General features: G+C 57.2%; 18 protein-coding genes. 12 read left to right on the forward strand and 6 right to left on the reverse strand.

The window, feature by feature from the left end; genetic code table 11:
• Positions 1-51: 51 nt before the first annotated feature.
• Positions 52-741, forward strand: coding sequence for a ribulose-phosphate 3-epimerase (gene rpe, locus ACR0MQ_RS15440; RefSeq protein ID WP_480609202.1), 690 nt, complete (start codon positions 52-54; stop codon positions 739-741).
• Between the two features lie 108 nt (positions 742-849).
• Here the strand turns inward: rpe and ACR0MQ_RS15445 are convergent, their stop codons facing one another.
• The gene (locus tag ACR0MQ_RS15445; protein ID WP_480609204.1) at positions 850-2943 is read right to left on the reverse strand and encodes a 3-hydroxyacyl-CoA dehydrogenase NAD-binding domain-containing protein; all 2094 of its coding nucleotides are present in this window, start codon (positions 2941-2943) and stop codon (positions 850-852) included.
• Between the two features lie 266 nt (positions 2944-3209).
• On the opposite strand from ACR0MQ_RS15445, the gene ACR0MQ_RS15450 reads away from it, so the two are divergent.
• From ACR0MQ_RS15450 to ACR0MQ_RS15485, 8 genes are all read left to right on the forward strand, one after another.
• Positions 3210-4028: a cyclase family protein gene (locus ACR0MQ_RS15450; RefSeq protein ID WP_480609206.1), complete on the forward strand. Its 819-nt coding sequence runs from the start codon at positions 3210-3212 to the stop codon at positions 4026-4028.
• Positions 4029-4225: 197 nt separating this feature from the next.
• Complete coding sequence (gene pcaF / locus ACR0MQ_RS15455) at positions 4226-5428, forward strand: 3-oxoadipyl-CoA thiolase (protein WP_480609208.1); 1203 nt, start codon at positions 4226-4228, stop codon at positions 5426-5428.
• 15 nt (positions 5429-5443) lie between these two features.
• Positions 5444-6436, forward strand: coding sequence for a 1,2-phenylacetyl-CoA epoxidase subunit PaaA (gene paaA, locus ACR0MQ_RS15460; protein ID WP_170545809.1), 993 nt, complete (start codon positions 5444-5446; stop codon positions 6434-6436).
• Between the two features lie 18 nt (positions 6437-6454).
• A complete protein-coding gene (gene paaB, locus ACR0MQ_RS15465) occupies positions 6455-6739 on the forward strand; it encodes a 1,2-phenylacetyl-CoA epoxidase subunit PaaB (RefSeq protein ID WP_010437865.1) in 285 nt (94 codons plus the stop codon).
• Positions 6739-7497, forward strand: coding sequence for a 1,2-phenylacetyl-CoA epoxidase subunit PaaC (gene paaC, locus ACR0MQ_RS15470; RefSeq protein ID WP_480609211.1), 759 nt, complete (start codon positions 6739-6741; stop codon positions 7495-7497). Before paaB ends, paaC begins: the two co-directional genes overlap by 1 nt.
• 6 nt (positions 7498-7503) lie before the next feature.
• Positions 7504-7962, forward strand: coding sequence for a 1,2-phenylacetyl-CoA epoxidase subunit PaaD (gene paaD, locus ACR0MQ_RS15475; RefSeq protein WP_480609213.1), 459 nt, complete (start codon positions 7504-7506; stop codon positions 7960-7962).
• Positions 7963-7976: 14 nt separating this feature from the next.
• The gene (gene paaE / locus ACR0MQ_RS15480; RefSeq protein ID WP_170775005.1) at positions 7977-9050 is read left to right on the forward strand and encodes a 1,2-phenylacetyl-CoA epoxidase subunit PaaE; all 1074 of its coding nucleotides are present in this window, start codon (positions 7977-7979) and stop codon (positions 9048-9050) included.
• A 12-nt stretch (positions 9051-9062) separates the two neighbouring features.
• A complete protein-coding gene (locus ACR0MQ_RS15485; RefSeq protein ID WP_480609215.1) occupies positions 9063-9821 on the forward strand; it encodes a Phenylacetic acid catabolic protein in 759 nt (252 codons plus the stop codon).
• 3 nt (positions 9822-9824) lie between these two features.
• Here ACR0MQ_RS15485 and ACR0MQ_RS15490 read toward each other — a convergent pair whose 3' ends face one another.
• From ACR0MQ_RS15490 to paaG, 5 genes are all read right to left on the reverse strand, one after another.
• Positions 9825-10037 (reverse strand): hypothetical protein, encoded by a 213-nt coding sequence (locus ACR0MQ_RS15490; RefSeq protein WP_480609217.1) that lies wholly within the window; start codon positions 10035-10037, stop codon positions 9825-9827.
• Between the two features lie 69 nt (positions 10038-10106).
• Positions 10107-10703 (reverse strand): TetR/AcrR family transcriptional regulator, encoded by a 597-nt coding sequence (locus tag ACR0MQ_RS15495; RefSeq protein WP_480609219.1) that lies wholly within the window; start codon positions 10701-10703, stop codon positions 10107-10109.
• Positions 10704-10725: 22 nt separating this feature from the next.
• On the reverse strand, positions 10726-12033 hold the full coding sequence (paaK, locus tag ACR0MQ_RS15500; protein WP_480609221.1) for a phenylacetate--CoA ligase PaaK: 1308 nt from the start codon (positions 12031-12033) through the stop codon (positions 10726-10728).
• A 15-nt stretch (positions 12034-12048) separates the two neighbouring features.
• The gene (gene paaI, locus ACR0MQ_RS15505) at positions 12049-12477 is read right to left on the reverse strand and encodes a hydroxyphenylacetyl-CoA thioesterase PaaI (RefSeq protein ID WP_170477690.1); all 429 of its coding nucleotides are present in this window, start codon (positions 12475-12477) and stop codon (positions 12049-12051) included.
• A gap of 1 nt (position 12478) precedes the next feature.
• On the reverse strand, positions 12479-13264 hold the full coding sequence (gene paaG / locus ACR0MQ_RS15510) for a 2-(1,2-epoxy-1,2-dihydrophenyl)acetyl-CoA isomerase PaaG (RefSeq protein ID WP_480609223.1): 786 nt from the start codon (positions 13262-13264) through the stop codon (positions 12479-12481).
• A 200-nt stretch (positions 13265-13464) separates the two neighbouring features.
• Between paaG and ACR0MQ_RS15515 the strand changes: the two genes are divergently transcribed.
• The 3 genes from ACR0MQ_RS15515 to ACR0MQ_RS15525 are packed head-to-tail and all read left to right on the forward strand — an operon-like array spanning position 13465 to position 16394.
• Positions 13465-14484 carry a TRAP transporter substrate-binding protein gene (locus ACR0MQ_RS15515; protein ID WP_170774996.1) on the forward strand — a complete coding sequence of 340 codons (1020 nt, stop codon included), beginning with the start codon at positions 13465-13467 and terminating at the stop codon, positions 14482-14484.
• A gap of 54 nt (positions 14485-14538) precedes the next feature.
• Positions 14539-15042, forward strand: a complete 504-nt coding sequence (locus ACR0MQ_RS15520) for a TRAP transporter small permease (protein ID WP_010437886.1) — start codon at positions 14539-14541, stop codon at positions 15040-15042.
• Positions 15042-16394, forward strand: a complete 1353-nt coding sequence (locus tag ACR0MQ_RS15525; RefSeq protein ID WP_480609226.1) for a TRAP transporter large permease — start codon at positions 15042-15044, stop codon at positions 16392-16394. Before ACR0MQ_RS15520 ends, ACR0MQ_RS15525 begins: the two co-directional genes overlap by 1 nt.
• Positions 16395-16421 lie beyond the last annotated feature (27 nt).

Consider the following 16421-nt stretch of genomic DNA (forward strand, 5'->3'; position numbering starts at 1 on the left):
GCCCATCACAGATATATCCCCTCGCAACTGCATATCCACATGAGGCCCGCCATGAACTTTGACCGTTCCATCAAGATCGCACCGTCGATCCTGTCGGCAGATTTCGCAAACTTCGGACAAGAGATTCAGGCCATTGAAACGCAAGGCGCCGATTGGGTTCATGTGGATGTTATGGATGGGCATTTTGTGCCCAACCTCACATTTGGCCCCCCGGCGGTCAAAGCGTTCCGACCACATGTGAAGACGGTTATGGATGTGCATCTGATGATCTCACCGGTCGATCCATACATTCAGGCTTATGCCGATGCTGGGGCTGATGTGCTCACAGCTCATGTTGAGGCCGGGCCGCACTCGCATCGCACGTTACAGGCCATTCGCGCCGCCGGGATGAAAGCAGGTATTGCCTTGAACCCGGGAACACCAGCTGAGGCGGTAGAGCATCTGCTGGATCTGACCGATCTGGTTTGTGTTATGTCCGTTAACCCCGGTTTTGGCGGGCAAAAGTTTATTGATATGACCGCCAAGGTGCGTCGTTTGCGTCAGCTGATTGGTGACCGCCCGGTGCATATCGAAATAGATGGTGGTGTCGATCCCAGCACCGCGCCTCTGGTTGCAGCCGCCGGTGCAGATGTGCTGGTCGCTGGCTCGGCTGTTTTCAAGGGCGGGTCAGTTTCAAATCCGTCTGTTTACGGCGACAATATTCGTGCAGTTCGCGCAGCTGCTGAAGGTGTACTGAACTAATCCCAAACGCACCTGTCAGGTATTGGCGTTTCTTTGGAAACGCCTTCTCTTGCTTCGCCCGGCAACATTGGCAGTTTCATTGTCGGGCGGGCAAGGAGGCCCTAGATCTCAACTTGCTTTGTTGAGATCATCAAAACAACGACCTTCGGTTGCCAGTTGTTCAAGCAAAGGCGCGGGCTGCCAATAATATGGATCTTCTCCTGACCACCGGCGAATGTCATCCAACACGTTTGACAGTCCCTGCAAGTCGGCCCATTTCAATGGTCCGCCCCAGTATCGTGGAAATCCATAGCCATAAAGCAGCGTGATATCCACATCCAGTGGTCTGCGGGCGATCCCCTCACCAACTACCTTTGCCGCCTCATTCACCATCGCAATCATATAACGACGCACGATCTCTTCGTCGGTGAACTCTCGTGGAGAGATACCTTTGGCGGCGCGCTCGGCTTCGATCAAAGGCATGACTTCAGGGTTGGGTTTTCGGCTTCGATTCCCCTGCTCGTAGACATAATAACCTTTGCCGGTCTTCTGACCAAAATGCCCTGCTTCGCATAGTTTATCGGCATAGAAGCTGTCGCGCACACGCGGATCCAGGCCCGCAGCCCGTTTGCGTTTGCGCGCTGCCCACCCGATGTCTAGCCCGGCAAGGTCGGACACCGCAAATGGCCCCATTGCAAATCCAAATCCGGTCAACGCGGCATCTATCTGAAAAGGGCTTGCCCCATCCAGAACCATGTGATCTGCACAGGTTCGATAGGCGTTGAGAATACGGTTGCCGATGAAACCATCGCATACGCCGGCCCTGACGGACACTTTCCCTAACCGTTTTCCTAAAGCAAATCCTGTCGCAATAACTTCGGGCGCAGTGTGATCCGCAACAACGATCTCAAGCAGTTTCATCACATGTGCAGGTGAGAAAAAGTGCAGACCGATCACGTCACTGGGCCTGCCTGTGGATGCTGCAATTTCGTTCAGGTCGAGATATGAGGTATTTGTTGCCAGCACGGCACCGGATTTACAGGTCGCATCCAGTCTTGCAAAAACCTGTTTCTTGACCTCCATATCCTCAAAAACGGCTTCGATCACCAAATCAACGCCACTCAGCGCATCATAGCCCGTCGACAGGGATAGCCTGTTCTCCAGAATTTCCACTTGCGCGTCCGGGCTCAACTTCCCCCGTTTCACCGCACCTGTCAGATTTTCTGCGATCCGGTCTTTTGCAGCCTTGGCTGCGTCCACCGACATTTCAAGCAATACAACCGAAAGCCCCGCCAGCAGAGCGGATGTGGCGATGCCTGCGCCCATCGTACCTCCTCCGACAACACCTATCAGATGAAGCTCGCGGGGGTTGACCCCTTGCAGTTCCGGGAGTTTGGAGACAGCGCGCTCAGCAAAGAAGGCATGGATCAGTCCTTTACGCTGATCTGACGCCATCAGCTCGGTGAACAGTTCCCGTTCGCGAGCCTGTCCTGCTGCAAAATCATGGGCTTCACAGCTGGCTTGCACAGCACGCACGGCAATCGCAGGCGACAGCTGCCCCCGTCCTTTCTTCAATACGGCATCATAGGTCGCGTCAAAGTCGATCGGCGTTGGTTTAGCCATTTCGCAGACAGGTCGGCGCGGTGCGCCCGTATCAAGTAGATCTCGTACGAAGGCCAACCCAATCTCGCGCGGATCTCCGTCCTGAACCTTGTCCAGCACGCCCATCTGTAACGCTTCAGAGGCCTGCACATGGCGGCCCGTCGTTATCATTTCCAATGCGGCCTCGACGCCAGCGACCCGTGGCAATCGTTGGGTTCCACCCGCGCCGGGGATGATGCCAAGGTTGACCTCGGGCAGCCCGATTTTTGTCAAAGGGGTCGCAATACGGTAGTGACAGGACAGGGCAACCTCAAGCCCGCCGCCAAGGGCTGTTCCGTGTAAAGATGAAACCACCAGAAGCGGTGATGCTTCAATGCGATCGCAGAGCGCGGGTAACCAAGGATCCTGTGGCGGCTTGCCGAATTCGCGAATATCAGCGCCGGCAAAATAGGTTCGCCCCCTACCGTAAATCAAAACGGCCCGTACGCCATCAGCTTCAGCACGCTCAATCCCTGCTAGGAGGCCTTGGCGTACTTCTGCACCCAGAGCATTTACCGGCGGGTTATTCGCCGACAAAACCGCGATGTCGCCCACTTTTTCATAACCAATAACCTGGGACATTTGTTCCTGCCTCCTGAAAAGATATGCGTTGTGGTCCATTCAACCCGATTTGCCACGCAGTCAGAGACTGAACCGTACTGAGACAGTATTCAACCCTATAATCGACCAACCGTTCGGTTTTTGAGCTACGGTCGCAGCGTTACGAACATGTGAAACGCACATCATCAGCGTCGGGCTAAACTGAACTCAAGGGGGCTGAATTGGACTCAGTCAAGCATGTCGGGCAGTATTCCGCTATCGGTGTCATTTAATAAGGGAGCTACAAGATGTGTGATGTATGCGTAATGAATGCGGTAAAAGATCGGATGCTATCTCGGCGTTCTTTCTTTAAAGCCGGGGCCGCAATGGTGGCTGGAACCGCACTAAGCTCGGCTGCGACGACACCTGCAATGGCGATGGGCCATGGCGAAGTCGTAGACATGACACATATATATGATGCTGATTTTCCGACCTATTTTGGCGAACCCGGAATTGAGGCAACTCAAGCTTTCAACTTCAAGGACCACGGTTTCAATCTATTCAATCTCGCTGTAAACGAACACACAGGCACGCATATCGATGCGCCGCTACATTTCTCGGCCGATGGTCAGTCGGTTGATGAAATTCCTGTATCCAATCTGGTATGCCCACTTTGCGTAATTGATATCGCTGCGAGGGCAGCAGAGGATGCGGATGCTCAGGTTACGCCTGACGATCTTGAGGCCTGGATCTCTGCAAACGGTCCGATCCCAGACGGCGCTTGCGTCGCGATGCATTCGGGGTGGGGAGCTAAATCCGCAACGCCAGACTTCCGCAACGCAGACGAAGAGGGCAAAATGCACTTTCCGGGTTTCCATGTCGAAGCCGCACAGATGCTGATGGATGGCACAGGCGCGGTTGCCTTGGCGGTGGATTCCCTATCCCTCGATCACGGACCATCAGCCGATTTTGCGACTCACTACGCGTGGCTGCCTACGAACAGGTATGGCATTGAAAATCTTGCAAACCTGGACAAAGTGCCAGCCAGTGGAGCGACATTGATTGTGGGTGCGCCAGCTCATCGCGGGGGGTCTGGCGGTCCGGCCCGCATATTTGCGATGGTCTGAATTTCGTCGTCATTCATGCCAAGTATTAAAGCCCGCAAATCTGCGGGCTTTTTTGATTTAGCTGCCTTAATATGTTACCATTATCTTAAAAAAATTAAAATCATGTTACATTTTTCTTGCTGCGAATCGCGGCGTTGCTTATTAACCGACCTATCGGTCACTTAATCACGCGACATAATTCTCGGAGCCCTCGCCCAATGGACGCCTTTATCTGCGACGCGCAGCGCACACCAATCGGACGGTATGGCGGCAGCCTCAGCCAGGTTCGCACGGATGATTTGGCAGCGATCCCAATTGCTGCGCTGATAGCGCGAAACCTTCAGGTTGATTGGACAGGCATAGACGACGTGATCTACGGCGACGCCAATCAGGCTGGGGAAAGCAACCGCAACGTGGCGCGGATGGCGGCGTTGCTGGCGGGGCTGCCGGTGGATGTGCCTGGAACGACCATCAACCGACTTTGTGCTTCTGGTATGGATGCGGTAGGTATGGCGGCCCGCGCGATCCGCGCCGGGGACTATGACATGGCCATCGCCGGGGGTGTCGAAAGCATGTCGCGCGCACCATTTGTGATGCCCAAAGCGACGTCCGCCTTCTCGCGCGCTAATTCAGTCTACGACACAACGATCGGCTGGCGTTTTGTGAATCCCAAGATGAAGCAGGAATTCGGTATCGACTCGATGCCCGAAACAGCAGATAACGTAGCGGAAGCTTACGGTATCAACCGCTCCGATCAGGATGCGTTTGCCGAACGCAGCCAGGCCCGCTGGGCCGCGGCGCACCAGACCGGGGTGTTTCAGGAGGAGATCACCCCGGTCACAATCCCGCAACGTAAGGGCGATCCTGTGATGGTCGATACGGATGAACATCCGCGTCCTGGAACCACAGCCGAGAAACTGTCGGGCCTGAAGGGCATTAACGGGTCTGAAAAGACTGTCACGGCTGGTAACGCTTCGGGCGTAAACGACGGCGCGGCGGCGATCTTGATGGCGAATGAATCCGCAGCGGCAAAGAACGATCTGACCCCAATCGCCCGCGTTGTCGGAATGTCCGTTGCCGGGGTCGAACCGCGCGTGATGGGCATCGGTCCTGTTCCAGCCAGCCGCAAGGTACTGGCCCGCGCGGGTCTCAGCATCGATCAGATGGATGTGATAGAATTGAATGAGGCATTTGCCTCGCAAGGCCTTGCCACGCTTCGCGAACTGGGGGTGCCCGATGATGCGCCCCATGTAAATCCGAACGGAGGCGCCATTGCGATCGGGCATCCGCTTGGGATGAGTGGCGCAAGGTTGGTTATGACCGCTGCTTATCAACTGCGCCGCACGGGCGGGCGCTATGCGCTCTGCACCATGTGCGTCGGGGTAGGGCAGGGCGCAGCACTTATTCTCGAACGCGTGTAAGGGAGGAGACCTCACATGTATGCTCAGATGATCAAGACAGCCGGAACAGGCGTAAAATCCCGCGAGGAGATGACCGAGCAGGAGCGCGCCTTTCAGGACAAGATTGACGCCGATATCAAAATCGAGCCCAAAGACTGGATGCCCGATGACTATCGCGCGACTCTTATCCGTCAGATTGGCCAGCACGCGCATTCCGAGATTGTCGGCCAGTTACCCGAAGGCAACTGGATCACGCGCGCTCCAACACTGGAGCGTAAGGCGATCCTATTGGCCAAGGTGCAGGATGAGGCCGGGCATGGGCTGTATCTCTATTGTGCGGCCGAAACGCTGGGCGTCAGCCGGGACGAGATCACCGAGATGCTGTTGGATGGCCGCATGAAGTATTCGTCGATTTTCAACTACCCGACATTGAACTGGGCCGATATCGGCGCGGTCGGATGGCTGGTCGATGGTGCCGCGATCATGAACCAGGTTCCGCTGCAGCGGACGTCCTTTGGCCCCTATTCGCGCGCTATGATCCGCATCTGCAAGGAAGAGAGTTTTCACCAGCGTCAGGGCTATGATGCGATCCGCAAGATGGCAGAAGGCACGCCAGAACAGCGCAAGATGGCGCAGGATGCATTGAACCGGCTCTGGTATCCGTCGCTGATGATGTTTGGACCTTCCGACAAGGAAAGCGTGCATTCAGCGCAATCTATGGCTTGGAAGATCAAGATCAATACCAATGACGAGCTGCGCCAGAAATTCGTGGATCAGACCGTGCCGCAGGCCGAGTATCTCGGCCTGAGCATTCCCGACCCCGACCTGAAGTGGAACGAAGAGCGGGGCCACTACGACTACACCGACCCGGACTGGTCCGAATTCTTCGATGTGATCAAAGGCAACGGCCCCTGCAATGTCGATCGTTTGGCCGCGCGTAACAAGGCGTGGGACGATGGAAAATGGGTGCGCGACGGGTTGTTGGCCCATGCCCGCAAGAAACGAACACGAAATCTGGCCGCAGAGTAAACCCAAGGAGGATACCAAATGAACAATGAATGGCCCCTGTGGGAAATCTTCATCCGTGGTCAGCATGGGATGAGCCACCGTCACGTCGGCTCGCTGCATGCGCCTGACGCGGAGATGGCAATCAAGAATGCGCGCGACGTCTATACCCGCCGCAACGAAGGCGTGTCGATCTGGGTGGTCGAGGCCAACAACATTTCGGCCTCTTCGCCTAGCGACAAAGGCCCGCTTTACGAGCCCAGTGAGAGCAAAGTGTACCGTCACCCGACCTTTTTCGACATTCCCGATGAAGTGGGGGCAATGTGATGACCCGGGACGAAGCATTCCTGCAGTTTCTGCTGCGGATGGGGGATAATACCCTGATCCTCGGCCATCGCGTTAGCGAATGGTGCGGCCACGCGCCGGTGCTGGAGGAGGATATCGCTCTGGCCAACACTGCGTTGGACCTGATCGGTCAGACCCAGATGTGGTTGGGCCTCGCCGGTGAGATCGACGGCGGCAAAAGCGCCGATGACCTGGCCTTTTTGCGCGACGCATGGGACTTTCGTAATGTGCTGCTGGTCGAGGTCCCGAATGGCGATTTCGGGCGCACGCTGATGCGTCAGTTCCTGTTCGATGCGTGGCATTCGATCATGTTGGGTCGTCTGATGAAATCGTCCGACGAAAGGGTCGCGGCGATCGCTGCCAAGGCCAGCAAAGAAGTCACCTATCACCTCGAACGCTCGGGTGACACGGTTGTCGGGCTTGGCGACGGAACCGAAGAAAGCAACGCGCGGATGCAGAACGCTCTGGATTATCTCTGGCCTTACGTGGGCGAGATGTTTGCCAGCGATGATGTTGATGCTGAGATGGTTGCGGCGGGAATCGCCCCGGGCCCTGCTGATCTGCGCGCAGAATATGACGCTCTGATCGGGCGGGTTCTGAGCGAGGCAACGCTGACCATTCCCGAAAGCCGCTTTGCCCATAAAGGTGGGCGTGACGGGCGGATGCATACCGAACATCTGGGCCATTTACTGACACAGATGCAGTGGATTCAACGCGCCTATCCCGGCGCCTCTTGGTAAGGTCGCATGAGGGCTTCGACTGATCAGGTATGGGAGTGGCTGGACGCTGTTCCCGACCCCGAGATCCCAGTGATCTCGGTCGTCGACCTGGGCATTGTGCGTGATGTGCAGTGGGACGATGACACGCTGTTGGTCACAGTCACCCCGACTTATTCGGGCTGCCCGGCGACCTCGGTGATCAGCATGGATATCGAAACCGTGTTGCGTGATCACGGGATTGACGATTTGCGGATCGAAACAAGTATTGCGCCCGCGTGGACCACCGATTGGCTCAGTGACAAAGGCCGCGCCCGGCTGGAGGAATACGGAATCGCACCGCCCCAGCCCGCAGGCGGCCCCGAACGTTGCCCACATTGCGGCAGCAAAGCGGTCGAGAAGGTCAGCCAATTCGGCTCGACCCCGTGTAAGGCCCATTGGCGCTGCACCGACTGTTTGGAACCTTTTGACTATTTCAAGTGCATCTGAGGGAGGATCACCGGATGGCACGCTTTCACGATCTGGAAGTCACCGACATTCACAAAACCATCCGCGACGCGGTGGTGGTGACGTTGAAACCGGTGAACGGCTCGGCTGAGGAATTCGATTTCACCCAAGGCCAATACCTGACCTTCCGTCGCGATTTCGACGGGGAAGAGTTGCGCCGATCATACTCTATCTGCGCTGGTAAGGATGAAGGCATTCTGCAGGTCGGCATCAAGCGCGTCGATGGCGGCGCGTTCTCAACCTGGGCCAACACTGACCTGAAGGTGGGCGACACGGTTCAGGCGATGCCGCCGATGGGTAGCTTCCACACGGCAATCGATCCAACCGCCGAAAAGCAGTATCTGGGCTTTGCCGGTGGGTCGGGTATCACCCCGGTCTTGTCGATCCTGAAAACCACGCTCGCCCGCGAGCCGCATTCACGCTTCACGCTGGTTTATGCCAACAAGGGTGTGAACACGATCATGTTCCGGGAAGAGCTTGAGGATCTCAAGAACCTCTATATGGGGCGCTTGAATGTGATCCACATTCTGGAATCGGATGCGCAGGAGATCGAGTTGTTTACCGGTTTGGTCACGCAAGAGAAATGCGCCGACCTGTTCGAACACTGGATCGACATCAAGAATGTCGACGCAGCCTTTATTTGCGGCCCCGAGCCCATGATGCTGGGCATCGCTTCTGCCCTGCGTGCACATGGGCTGGATGATGGACAAATCAAATTCGAGCTTTTCGCCAGCGCCCAACCCGGTCGGGCCAAGCGCAAGGTAAGTGGTGCGGACACGGCGTCTCAGGCCAACCAGACCAAGGCCTCGATCACAATGGACGGGGCAACGCAGTCAATCACCATGCCCAAGGATCAATCGATTCTTGATGCCGCGTTAGAGAATGCGATGGACGCGCCTTACGCCTGCAAAGCTGGGGTGTGCTCGACCTGTCGTTGCCGTGTGCTCGAGGGCGATGTTGAGATGGTCGCCAATCACGCATTGGAAGATTACGAGGTCGAAAAAGGATACGTCCTGAGCTGTCAGGCTTATCCGCTGACCGACACCGTGGTCGTGGACTACGATCAGTAGACGGAGGGAATGATGGCTGAAGACATGACAATCGAGAGCTATCTGGCCGCCGGTGGCGTCCTGAGCAATCCAACCAATGTTCCTCCGCGCTACCGCGCAGAACTCATGAAGCTGATGGCGACCTTCGTGGATAGTGAGCTGGCAGGTGCTGCGGGTTTTGCCGACATCATCAATCAGGGCCCTGGCATCAAGGAACGCATAGCGGCGGCAAAGATTGTGTTGGAAAAGACCGACAATGCGGATCGTGTGCTGAAAATCATGGGCGAGTTCGGGGCCAACACTGATCGCTATGCAAACCATCACCCTTGGACCAAGCGTCTGGATCGCGATGCGGATATTGGGGCGACCCGGTCCGAGCATGATATGCGTCTTGCGGTCTTTAACTATCCGATCGAAGGGTGGGGCGATGCTGTGGTGATGAACCTGCTGATGAGCCAGGCGGTTGCGGTTCAACTCGCTCAATTCTCTCAGATATCTTATCAACCTTTGGCCGAAGCCTTCCGGGATATCGCTCCGATCGAGGCGCGCCATGGAGAACTGGCCCTTGAAGGCGCGCTAAAGCTGATCGAACAGGGGAAGGCTGCCGAGATGCAGGCGTCAATTGACTATTGGTGGCCCCGCGTGGCGGCCAGTTTTGGGGCCGGGGGTGCGGAGAAAATCGAGACGCTGCGCAAGCTGGGGCTACGGCAACTGACCGGAGCCGAGATGAGAGATCAGTGGGTGGCGAAGGCGACTGAGCAGGTCGCGAATCTGGGGCTGAAAGCGCCCTGACTTTCAGGGCTGACGCTTGCGGCTAAGCAATCCGTATTTCACGGCCAACCCACGCAGAGATCGCCGTTTGCCTCGGTCTTTCTTCGCTGATTGTGTCTGAGCGCCAGCCTTCCGGTTGAATTCGAACACATCAATCACGCGTTCGGCGCAGCCACAGGCTTCGCCCAAACCCACTTTGGCGAAATAGAATTTATCGAAACGATCAGGGCTTTGCATGGGCGACCTCTGCCCTCATTCAGACCCATTTGAGTGGCTGACCCAAATCAACTCTGTGCCAGCCGAGCGTCAGAGACCGTCAACGCCCGACAGGGTCAGATTGCTTACCAGCGCAGCGTAGTCACTACGCGCCTCGGCATCTGCGCCTGCATTCCACATATAGAACCAGTTCAACATCCCGAAGACGGACATCGTGGTCGCCCGAAGCTTGGCGGCGTCGTTCGTGAAAGTTTGGGGCGCAACGCTGGCGATGATGTCGCTGACAAACTCCACCAGATCCCGCTGATAGCCACGCAGCAGTTTCTGCTGCTCCTCGGGCAAAGCGGACATGCCGCTGGTTTGCACGCGATGTTCATCATCCACACCCTGATAGGCCAGCAGGATTTCCTGCAGCACCCGCCTTAGGCGGTCCGCAGGGGCCAGCCCCTCAAGATCAAGGCCGCAAATTTGGTCGCGTAACTGTCGTAGATAGCTGTCGAGTATGTCAAACAGGATCGCGTCCTTGCTGTCATAGTAGTGATAGATATTGGCCTTGGATATTCCACACTCGCGCGCCAGCTGAGACATTGACGCCCGGTCAAACCCTTCTTGCGCGAAGACGCGGGCGGCGGATTTCAGAATACGAGCCCGCTTGTCGTCATGGTCTTTTGCTATCGTGCGCGCCAAATCCTGACCCTCCGATTCTGTCTTAACTGTCGCGATTGTCGACTACGCGCCGGGCTTTGCCCTGCGAGCGTTCGACCTCGCCCGGCTCGCCTATATCGATCTCGGTCGAGATTCCAACCACCTCTTTGATCCGCCGCGACAGCATCCGGGCTGCAGCGGTTTTGCTCAGCTCATCTGCCGCGTCTGGGGTCGCCTCGACATGTACGCGCATCGCGTCCATTCGTCCGGCTTTGTAAAGTTCGATCTGGTAATAGGGTGCTAGACCGCCGGTTGCCAAAACCTGCTCTTCGATCTGGCTGGGGAAGACGTTTACGCCGCGCAGGATGATCATATCGTCCGAGCGACCGGTGATCTTTTCCATCCGCCGCATCGACCGCGCTGTACCGGGCAACAGCCGCGTCAGGTCGCGGGTGCGATAGCGGATCATCGGAAGGCCCTCTTTGGTCAACGTGGTGAAGACCAGTTCACCGATCTCACCGTCGGGCATGACCTCACCGGTTTGGGGGTCGATGATTTCTGGATAGAAGTGATCTTCCCAGATCACCGGTCCGTCTTTGGTTTCGACGCACTCATTGGCGACGCCAGGTCCCATGATCTCGGACAAGCCGTAGATATCGACGGCATGCATGTCGAAGGCCTGTTCAACCTCAGCACGCATGGAATCCGTCCAGGGTTCAGCGCCAAAGACGCCCACAGCCAGAGAACATTCGCGCGGATCTAGGCCAACCTTATGATACTGTTCAAGAATATTTAGCATATAGGATGGCGTAACCATGATCCCGTCTGGTTTGAAATCGGTGATCAGATCGACCTGTTTGGCGGTTTGCCCGCCGCTCATCGGGACGACCGTGGCCCCCAGACGCTCGATCCCGTAATGTGCGCCCAAACCACCGGTGAATAGGCCATAGCCATACGCGTTGTGTACCATGTCACCCCGGCGCAACCCGCTGGCACGTAGTGACCTGGCCACCAGATCGGCCCAATTATCGATATCGCCTTGCGTATAGCCCACCACGGTTGGCTTGCCCGTGGTTCCTGACGAGGCGTGAACACGGATGATCTGCTCACGCGGTACGGCAAACAGACCGAAAGGATAGTTTTCCCTCAGATCGTTTTTGTAGGTAAACGGAAAACGCGCGAGATCACTGAGGGATTGCAGATCGTCAGGATGCACCCCAGCCTCATCGAACCGCTGTCGGTACATGGGAACATTGTCATAGGCATGACGCAGCGACCATTTAAGCCGATCCAGTTGCAGCGCGCGAATTTCATCAATCGAGGCGATCTCGATCGGATCAAGATCCGCCTTATTCGGAGTAAGATCCTTCATGCCATCCCCCTCATCTCAGGTCTCGTCAAACACTGGGCCTTTGACCGCGCGGGAAAATCCCCGAAACTCTGCGATCTTTTGGCCGGTCTGGTTGGTTACTGTTACGTCATAGATGCCGCTGCGCCCGGTCAGGCTAAGTTCCGTTGCACAGGCCGTCAGCAGGTCACCGGATCGCGCGGGCGCGACGTAGCTGATCACATTGTGCTGCGCGACTGTTGATTGGTTGCGGCTGTTGCAGGCAAAGGCAAAGGCACTGTCGGCCAGCATGAAGGTCACGCCGCCATGGCAAATACCGTGCCCGTTGCAGTGATGGTCCTGAACGGCGAGCGTCAGGATCGCGGTCCCTTCGTCAACTTCGCCCAATTCCATGCCCGCCCATTTCGAGGCATTGTCTCGCCCCCACATTGCGGCCGCGGCTTTTTGGGCGCGCTCCTTTGGCGTCATCTTATTCTCCCCGAAAGACCGGCGCGCGTTTTTCCAGAAACGCTGTGACACCTTCAGAATAGTCCGCGCTTTCACCGCAGGTTTTCATCGCGTCTGCTTCAACCTCCAGATGGTCGGTCAGGGAATTCGTGGCAGCCGCCTGAATCGTCTGTTTCGTCAAGCCAAGTCCCAGCGTTGGACCATTGGCCAACTGTTCCGTCATCGCTCGCGCCTCAGTCATCAGGTCAGCGTCGGGAAGCGCTTTCCAGATCAGCCCCCAATCTGCCGCCTGCCGCGCCGGCAACGGTTGCCCGATTAAGGCCAGACCCTTGGCCCGCGCCTCACCCAGCAGGTGCGGCAAATGCCAACTGCCGCCCGTATCGGGGATCAAGCCGACCTTGGAAAACGACTGGATAAACTTGGCAGAATCAGCGGCCAGAACCACATCGCAGGCCAACGCAATATTGGCACCCGCGCCTGCCGCAACACCATTGACGGCGCAGACGACGGGGAAATTCAGCGACCGGATTAGGCGCACCAGAGGTGCATAAAACGTGCGCACCGTGTTGCCCAGGTCTGGCGGGCCCTCCATCTTTGCAGGGTTTCGATCCCCCAAATCCTGCCCGGCACAGAACCCGCGTCCCGCCCCAGTCAGCAACACAGCGCGGGTTCCACCATCGCGCGCGGCCTCAAGCGCGGCGCGCAAGGCATAGTGCATCTCATCCGTGAAACTGTTCAGGCGATCTGGGCGATTGAGTGTGATTTCAACCCATTGCCCCATATTCTGCGAAATAATCGTATCAGACATGCCCGGTTCGCTTTTCATAAGTTACAACAAACTTCTTGCATAAACCGAACGGTTGGTCAATAAATTCTATAGCCGTTTGTGACTCGGCGATCAGAAATGCCCTCTGGCCTACGCGCTGAACTGCTTTTCTCGTCGTTGATAGTTACAAAACGTACCATTAACACATTCACGACTTGCGCTTTTGAGGAGGAGACCCGGTCATGAAATTCACCAAGCTCACCACGCTGCTGGCTTCGGCAACATTGGCGGTGTCAGGCACCATTGCTTTTGCAGCCGACTACACCCTGACAATTTCCAGCTGGGCTCCACCCACCCACGGCATCAACGCGAAGATGTGGCCCAAATTCGTCGAGATGGTCGAAGAGGCCACTGACGGGCAGGTTACTGCAGAGCTCAAGCTGGGCATCGCTCCGCCACCGGCACAGATGGACCTGATCATGGACGGCGCCGCCGATGCCTCGATTATTTTCCACGGGTATCAGCCCGGGCGTTTTGTCACCACCAAGCTGATCGAACTGCCAGGCTATGAAGGCTCGGCCGAGGACGCTTCGGTTGCTTACTGGCGCACCTACGATCAGCATCTGAAAGCTGCTGACGAGCATCGTGGTGTAAAAGTCATCGCCCTGCACACACACGGTCCTGCGCAGCTGCATTCCAGCGCGCCGGTCACCACTCTGGATGAGGTTTCGGGCCTGAAAGTCCGCATCCCAGGCGGCGTTGGCGGAGACGTCGGTGCGGCGCTGGGCGCGACCGGCATTCAGGTGCCCGCCCCAAAAGTCTATGAAACACTGGCGTCCAAGGCCGCTGACGGCGTCGTTATGCCTTTGGAATCGCGCAAGGGTTTCAAGCTGACCGAAGTTGCACAGAACGTCTATGAGATGCCCGGTGGCCTTTATCGTGGCTCGTTTGCCTTCATCATGAACGAAGACACCTTCGCAGATCTGCCGCCCGAGCTGCAGACGGCGTTGGAAGAAAACGTATTCGGTGAACCGCTGAGCCGTGAGATCGGCAAGATCTGGGATGAGATTGATGCCACAGGTCGCGAGGCAACCGAGGCGGCAGAAGGTAATGCCATCAACGCTGCCACGGACGCGGATATGGAGAAGTTCTCGGCCATCGCCGAAGACATCCGCGGCAAGGTCATCGCCGAGGTTGACGCAACAGGTGTCGACGCTCAGGCCGCCTATGACATGATCAAATCGGAAATGTCCACGAACTGATCCAACTTCAGGGCGGCCTTTGCGCCGCCCTGACTTACCCTGCGCGAGTTTCCCATGACCCCGATAATCCAGCTTGTGCGACGCGCCAGCGCCCTTCCCGTGATCGTGGCGTGCATCGCCCTGTTCATCCTGATGGCAATGACATTTTGCGACGTGATCCTGCGTTCAGTCTTCAATGCGCCCATTGAGGCCGCAACCGAACTGACGCGGATATTGATGGCCATTCTGGTGTTTTCAGTCCTCCCGATTGTCTCAACCACCAACGGCCATATCGCGGTCGATCTGACGGACGGGTTCTTCCACCGTCTGCACCTGTCACGTGCGCGGGACGTGGTGATCTATGTGGTCAGCGGCATCATGCTGTTCTGGCCGGTCCAACGCGTCTGGGTCCTGGCCGAGCGGGCGCGGGATTATGGGGACGTGACTGAGTATCTTTCAATCCCCACCTACCTGATCGGCTGGTTCATTACCCTGTCCGTTGCCATAACCGCACTGGTGATGATCGCCACTGGGCTGCTAAAGGCCTTCGCCCCAAATACTCTGTCGGAGCCTATGTAATGACCGCAGCGCTGATCGGATTTGCGATTGTATTGATCCTGGTGCTGGTGCGCCTGCCCATCGTCTTTGCCATGGGACTGGTCGGCACATTGGGCTTCGCCTACGAACGTGGCGGCTCGATCTTTGATGAACGCGGGTTGAAGGCTGCCATGTCTATGGTGGGCCGCCAGATTACTGACACTGCTCAGGATTATGGTCTGTCGGTGGTGCCGCTGTTCATCCTGATGGGCCTGTTCGTGAACAAAGGCGGTATGGCGCGCGAGCTTTATGCGGTGTCCAACGCTTTCTTGGGCCACATGCGCGGCGGAATCGCTATGGCCACGGTCGCAGCCTGCGGCGGGTTCTCGGCCATTTGCGGCTCGTCTCTGGCCACCGCCGCGACCATGTCAAAGGTCGCGATGCCGCAGATGCGCCGCTATGGCTACTCCGATGAACTCTCGACCGCGTCGATTGCCGCCGGTGGTACGTTGGGCATTCTGATCCCCCCATCGGTCATTCTGGTCATTTACGGACTACTGACCGAAACCTCGATCGGGAAACTGTTCATGGCGGGAATCATTCCCGGCATTCTCGGTATCCTCTTCTACCTTTTCGCGGTGCGCTGGACCGTTTGGCGCAACCCTGAGGCTGGGCCAGCCGGGGAACGCGCCACCTGGTCGGAGCGTATCCGTGCGCTGGGTTCTGTCTGGGCCGTGCTGCTGCTGTTCTTTCTGGTGATCGGCGGGCTCTACGGCGCCTTCGACTTCGAGCCGCTTAACCTGACTTTCTCACCGACCGAGGCCGCAGGCATGGGCGCCGCCGGGGCCTTCCTGATCGCCCTGTTTCGCGGTGGCTTGACTGTCGGCTCAACCTTCGAGGTGCTGAAAGAGACCTGCTTTACGGCGTCTGCATTGTTCGCAGTTCTGATCGGCGCGCAGATATTCTCGAATTTCATCAATCTAGCCGGCTTGCCCGAAGCCCTGATTGCAATGGTCACGGCCTATGATGTGGCACCGTTTGTCGTGATTCTTATGATCCTCGGCATCTACATCATTCTGGGCTGCGTCTTCGAATCCCTCTCGATGCTGTTGCTGACGGTCCCAATCTTCTTCCCGCTGGTCACGTCGCTGGGATATGACCCGATCTGGTTCGGCATCGTTGTGGTGGTTGTCACCGAAATCTCGCTGATCACCCCGCCCGTGGGCCTGAACGTCTTCATCCTGAAAGGCGTGGTGGGCGACGTCTCGACCGGCACCATCTTCCGCGGCGTTACACCATTCTGGGTTGCCGATATCTTCCGCCTTGCGCTGATCGTGCTGGTGCCCATCGTGGTTCTGTACCTGCCGCAGCAAATGGGCGCGCTGGGGCACTGAGCCCCGCCTCATCAAACAGGAGAACAT

The organism is Ruegeria sp. AN6 (genome assembly GCF_056540425.1).

Bases quoted from the DNA above. Each gene is read 5' to 3' on its own strand.
- paaC (WP_480609211.1), top strand. From the start codon at position 6,739: ATGACCCGGGACGAAGCATTCCTGCAGTTTCTGCTGCGGATGGGGGAT.
- paaG (WP_480609223.1), bottom strand. From the start codon at position 13,264: ATGTCTGATACGATTATTTCGCAGAATATGGGGCAATGGGTTGAAATC.
- paaD (WP_480609213.1), top strand. From the start codon at position 7,504: ATGAGGGCTTCGACTGATCAGGTATGGGAGTGGCTGGACGCTGTTCCC.
- rpe (WP_480609202.1), top strand. From the start codon at position 52: ATGAACTTTGACCGTTCCATCAAGATCGCACCGTCGATCCTGTCGGCA.
- ACR0MQ_RS15445 (WP_480609204.1), bottom strand. From the start codon at position 2,943: ATGTCCCAGGTTATTGGTTATGAAAAAGTGGGCGACATCGCGGTTTTG.
- paaA (WP_170545809.1), top strand. From the start codon at position 5,444: ATGTATGCTCAGATGATCAAGACAGCCGGAACAGGCGTAAAATCCCGC.
- ACR0MQ_RS15485 (WP_480609215.1), top strand. From the start codon at position 9,063: ATGGCTGAAGACATGACAATCGAGAGCTATCTGGCCGCCGGTGGCGTC.
- ACR0MQ_RS15490 (WP_480609217.1), bottom strand. From the start codon at position 10,037: ATGCAAAGCCCTGATCGTTTCGATAAATTCTATTTCGCCAAAGTGGGT.
- pcaF (WP_480609208.1), top strand. From the start codon at position 4,226: ATGGACGCCTTTATCTGCGACGCGCAGCGCACACCAATCGGACGGTAT.
- ACR0MQ_RS15450 (WP_480609206.1), top strand. From the start codon at position 3,210: ATGTGTGATGTATGCGTAATGAATGCGGTAAAAGATCGGATGCTATCT.
- ACR0MQ_RS15520 (WP_010437886.1), top strand. From the start codon at position 14,539: ATGACCCCGATAATCCAGCTTGTGCGACGCGCCAGCGCCCTTCCCGTG.
- paaK (WP_480609221.1), bottom strand. From the start codon at position 12,033: ATGAAGGATCTTACTCCGAATAAGGCGGATCTTGATCCGATCGAGATC.
- paaB (WP_010437865.1), top strand. From the start codon at position 6,455: ATGAACAATGAATGGCCCCTGTGGGAAATCTTCATCCGTGGTCAGCAT.
- paaI (WP_170477690.1), bottom strand. From the start codon at position 12,477: ATGACGCCAAAGGAGCGCGCCCAAAAAGCCGCGGCCGCAATGTGGGGG.
- ACR0MQ_RS15525 (WP_480609226.1), top strand. From the start codon at position 15,042: ATGACCGCAGCGCTGATCGGATTTGCGATTGTATTGATCCTGGTGCTG.
- ACR0MQ_RS15515 (WP_170774996.1), top strand. From the start codon at position 13,465: ATGAAATTCACCAAGCTCACCACGCTGCTGGCTTCGGCAACATTGGCG.
- paaE (WP_170775005.1), top strand. From the start codon at position 7,977: ATGGCACGCTTTCACGATCTGGAAGTCACCGACATTCACAAAACCATC.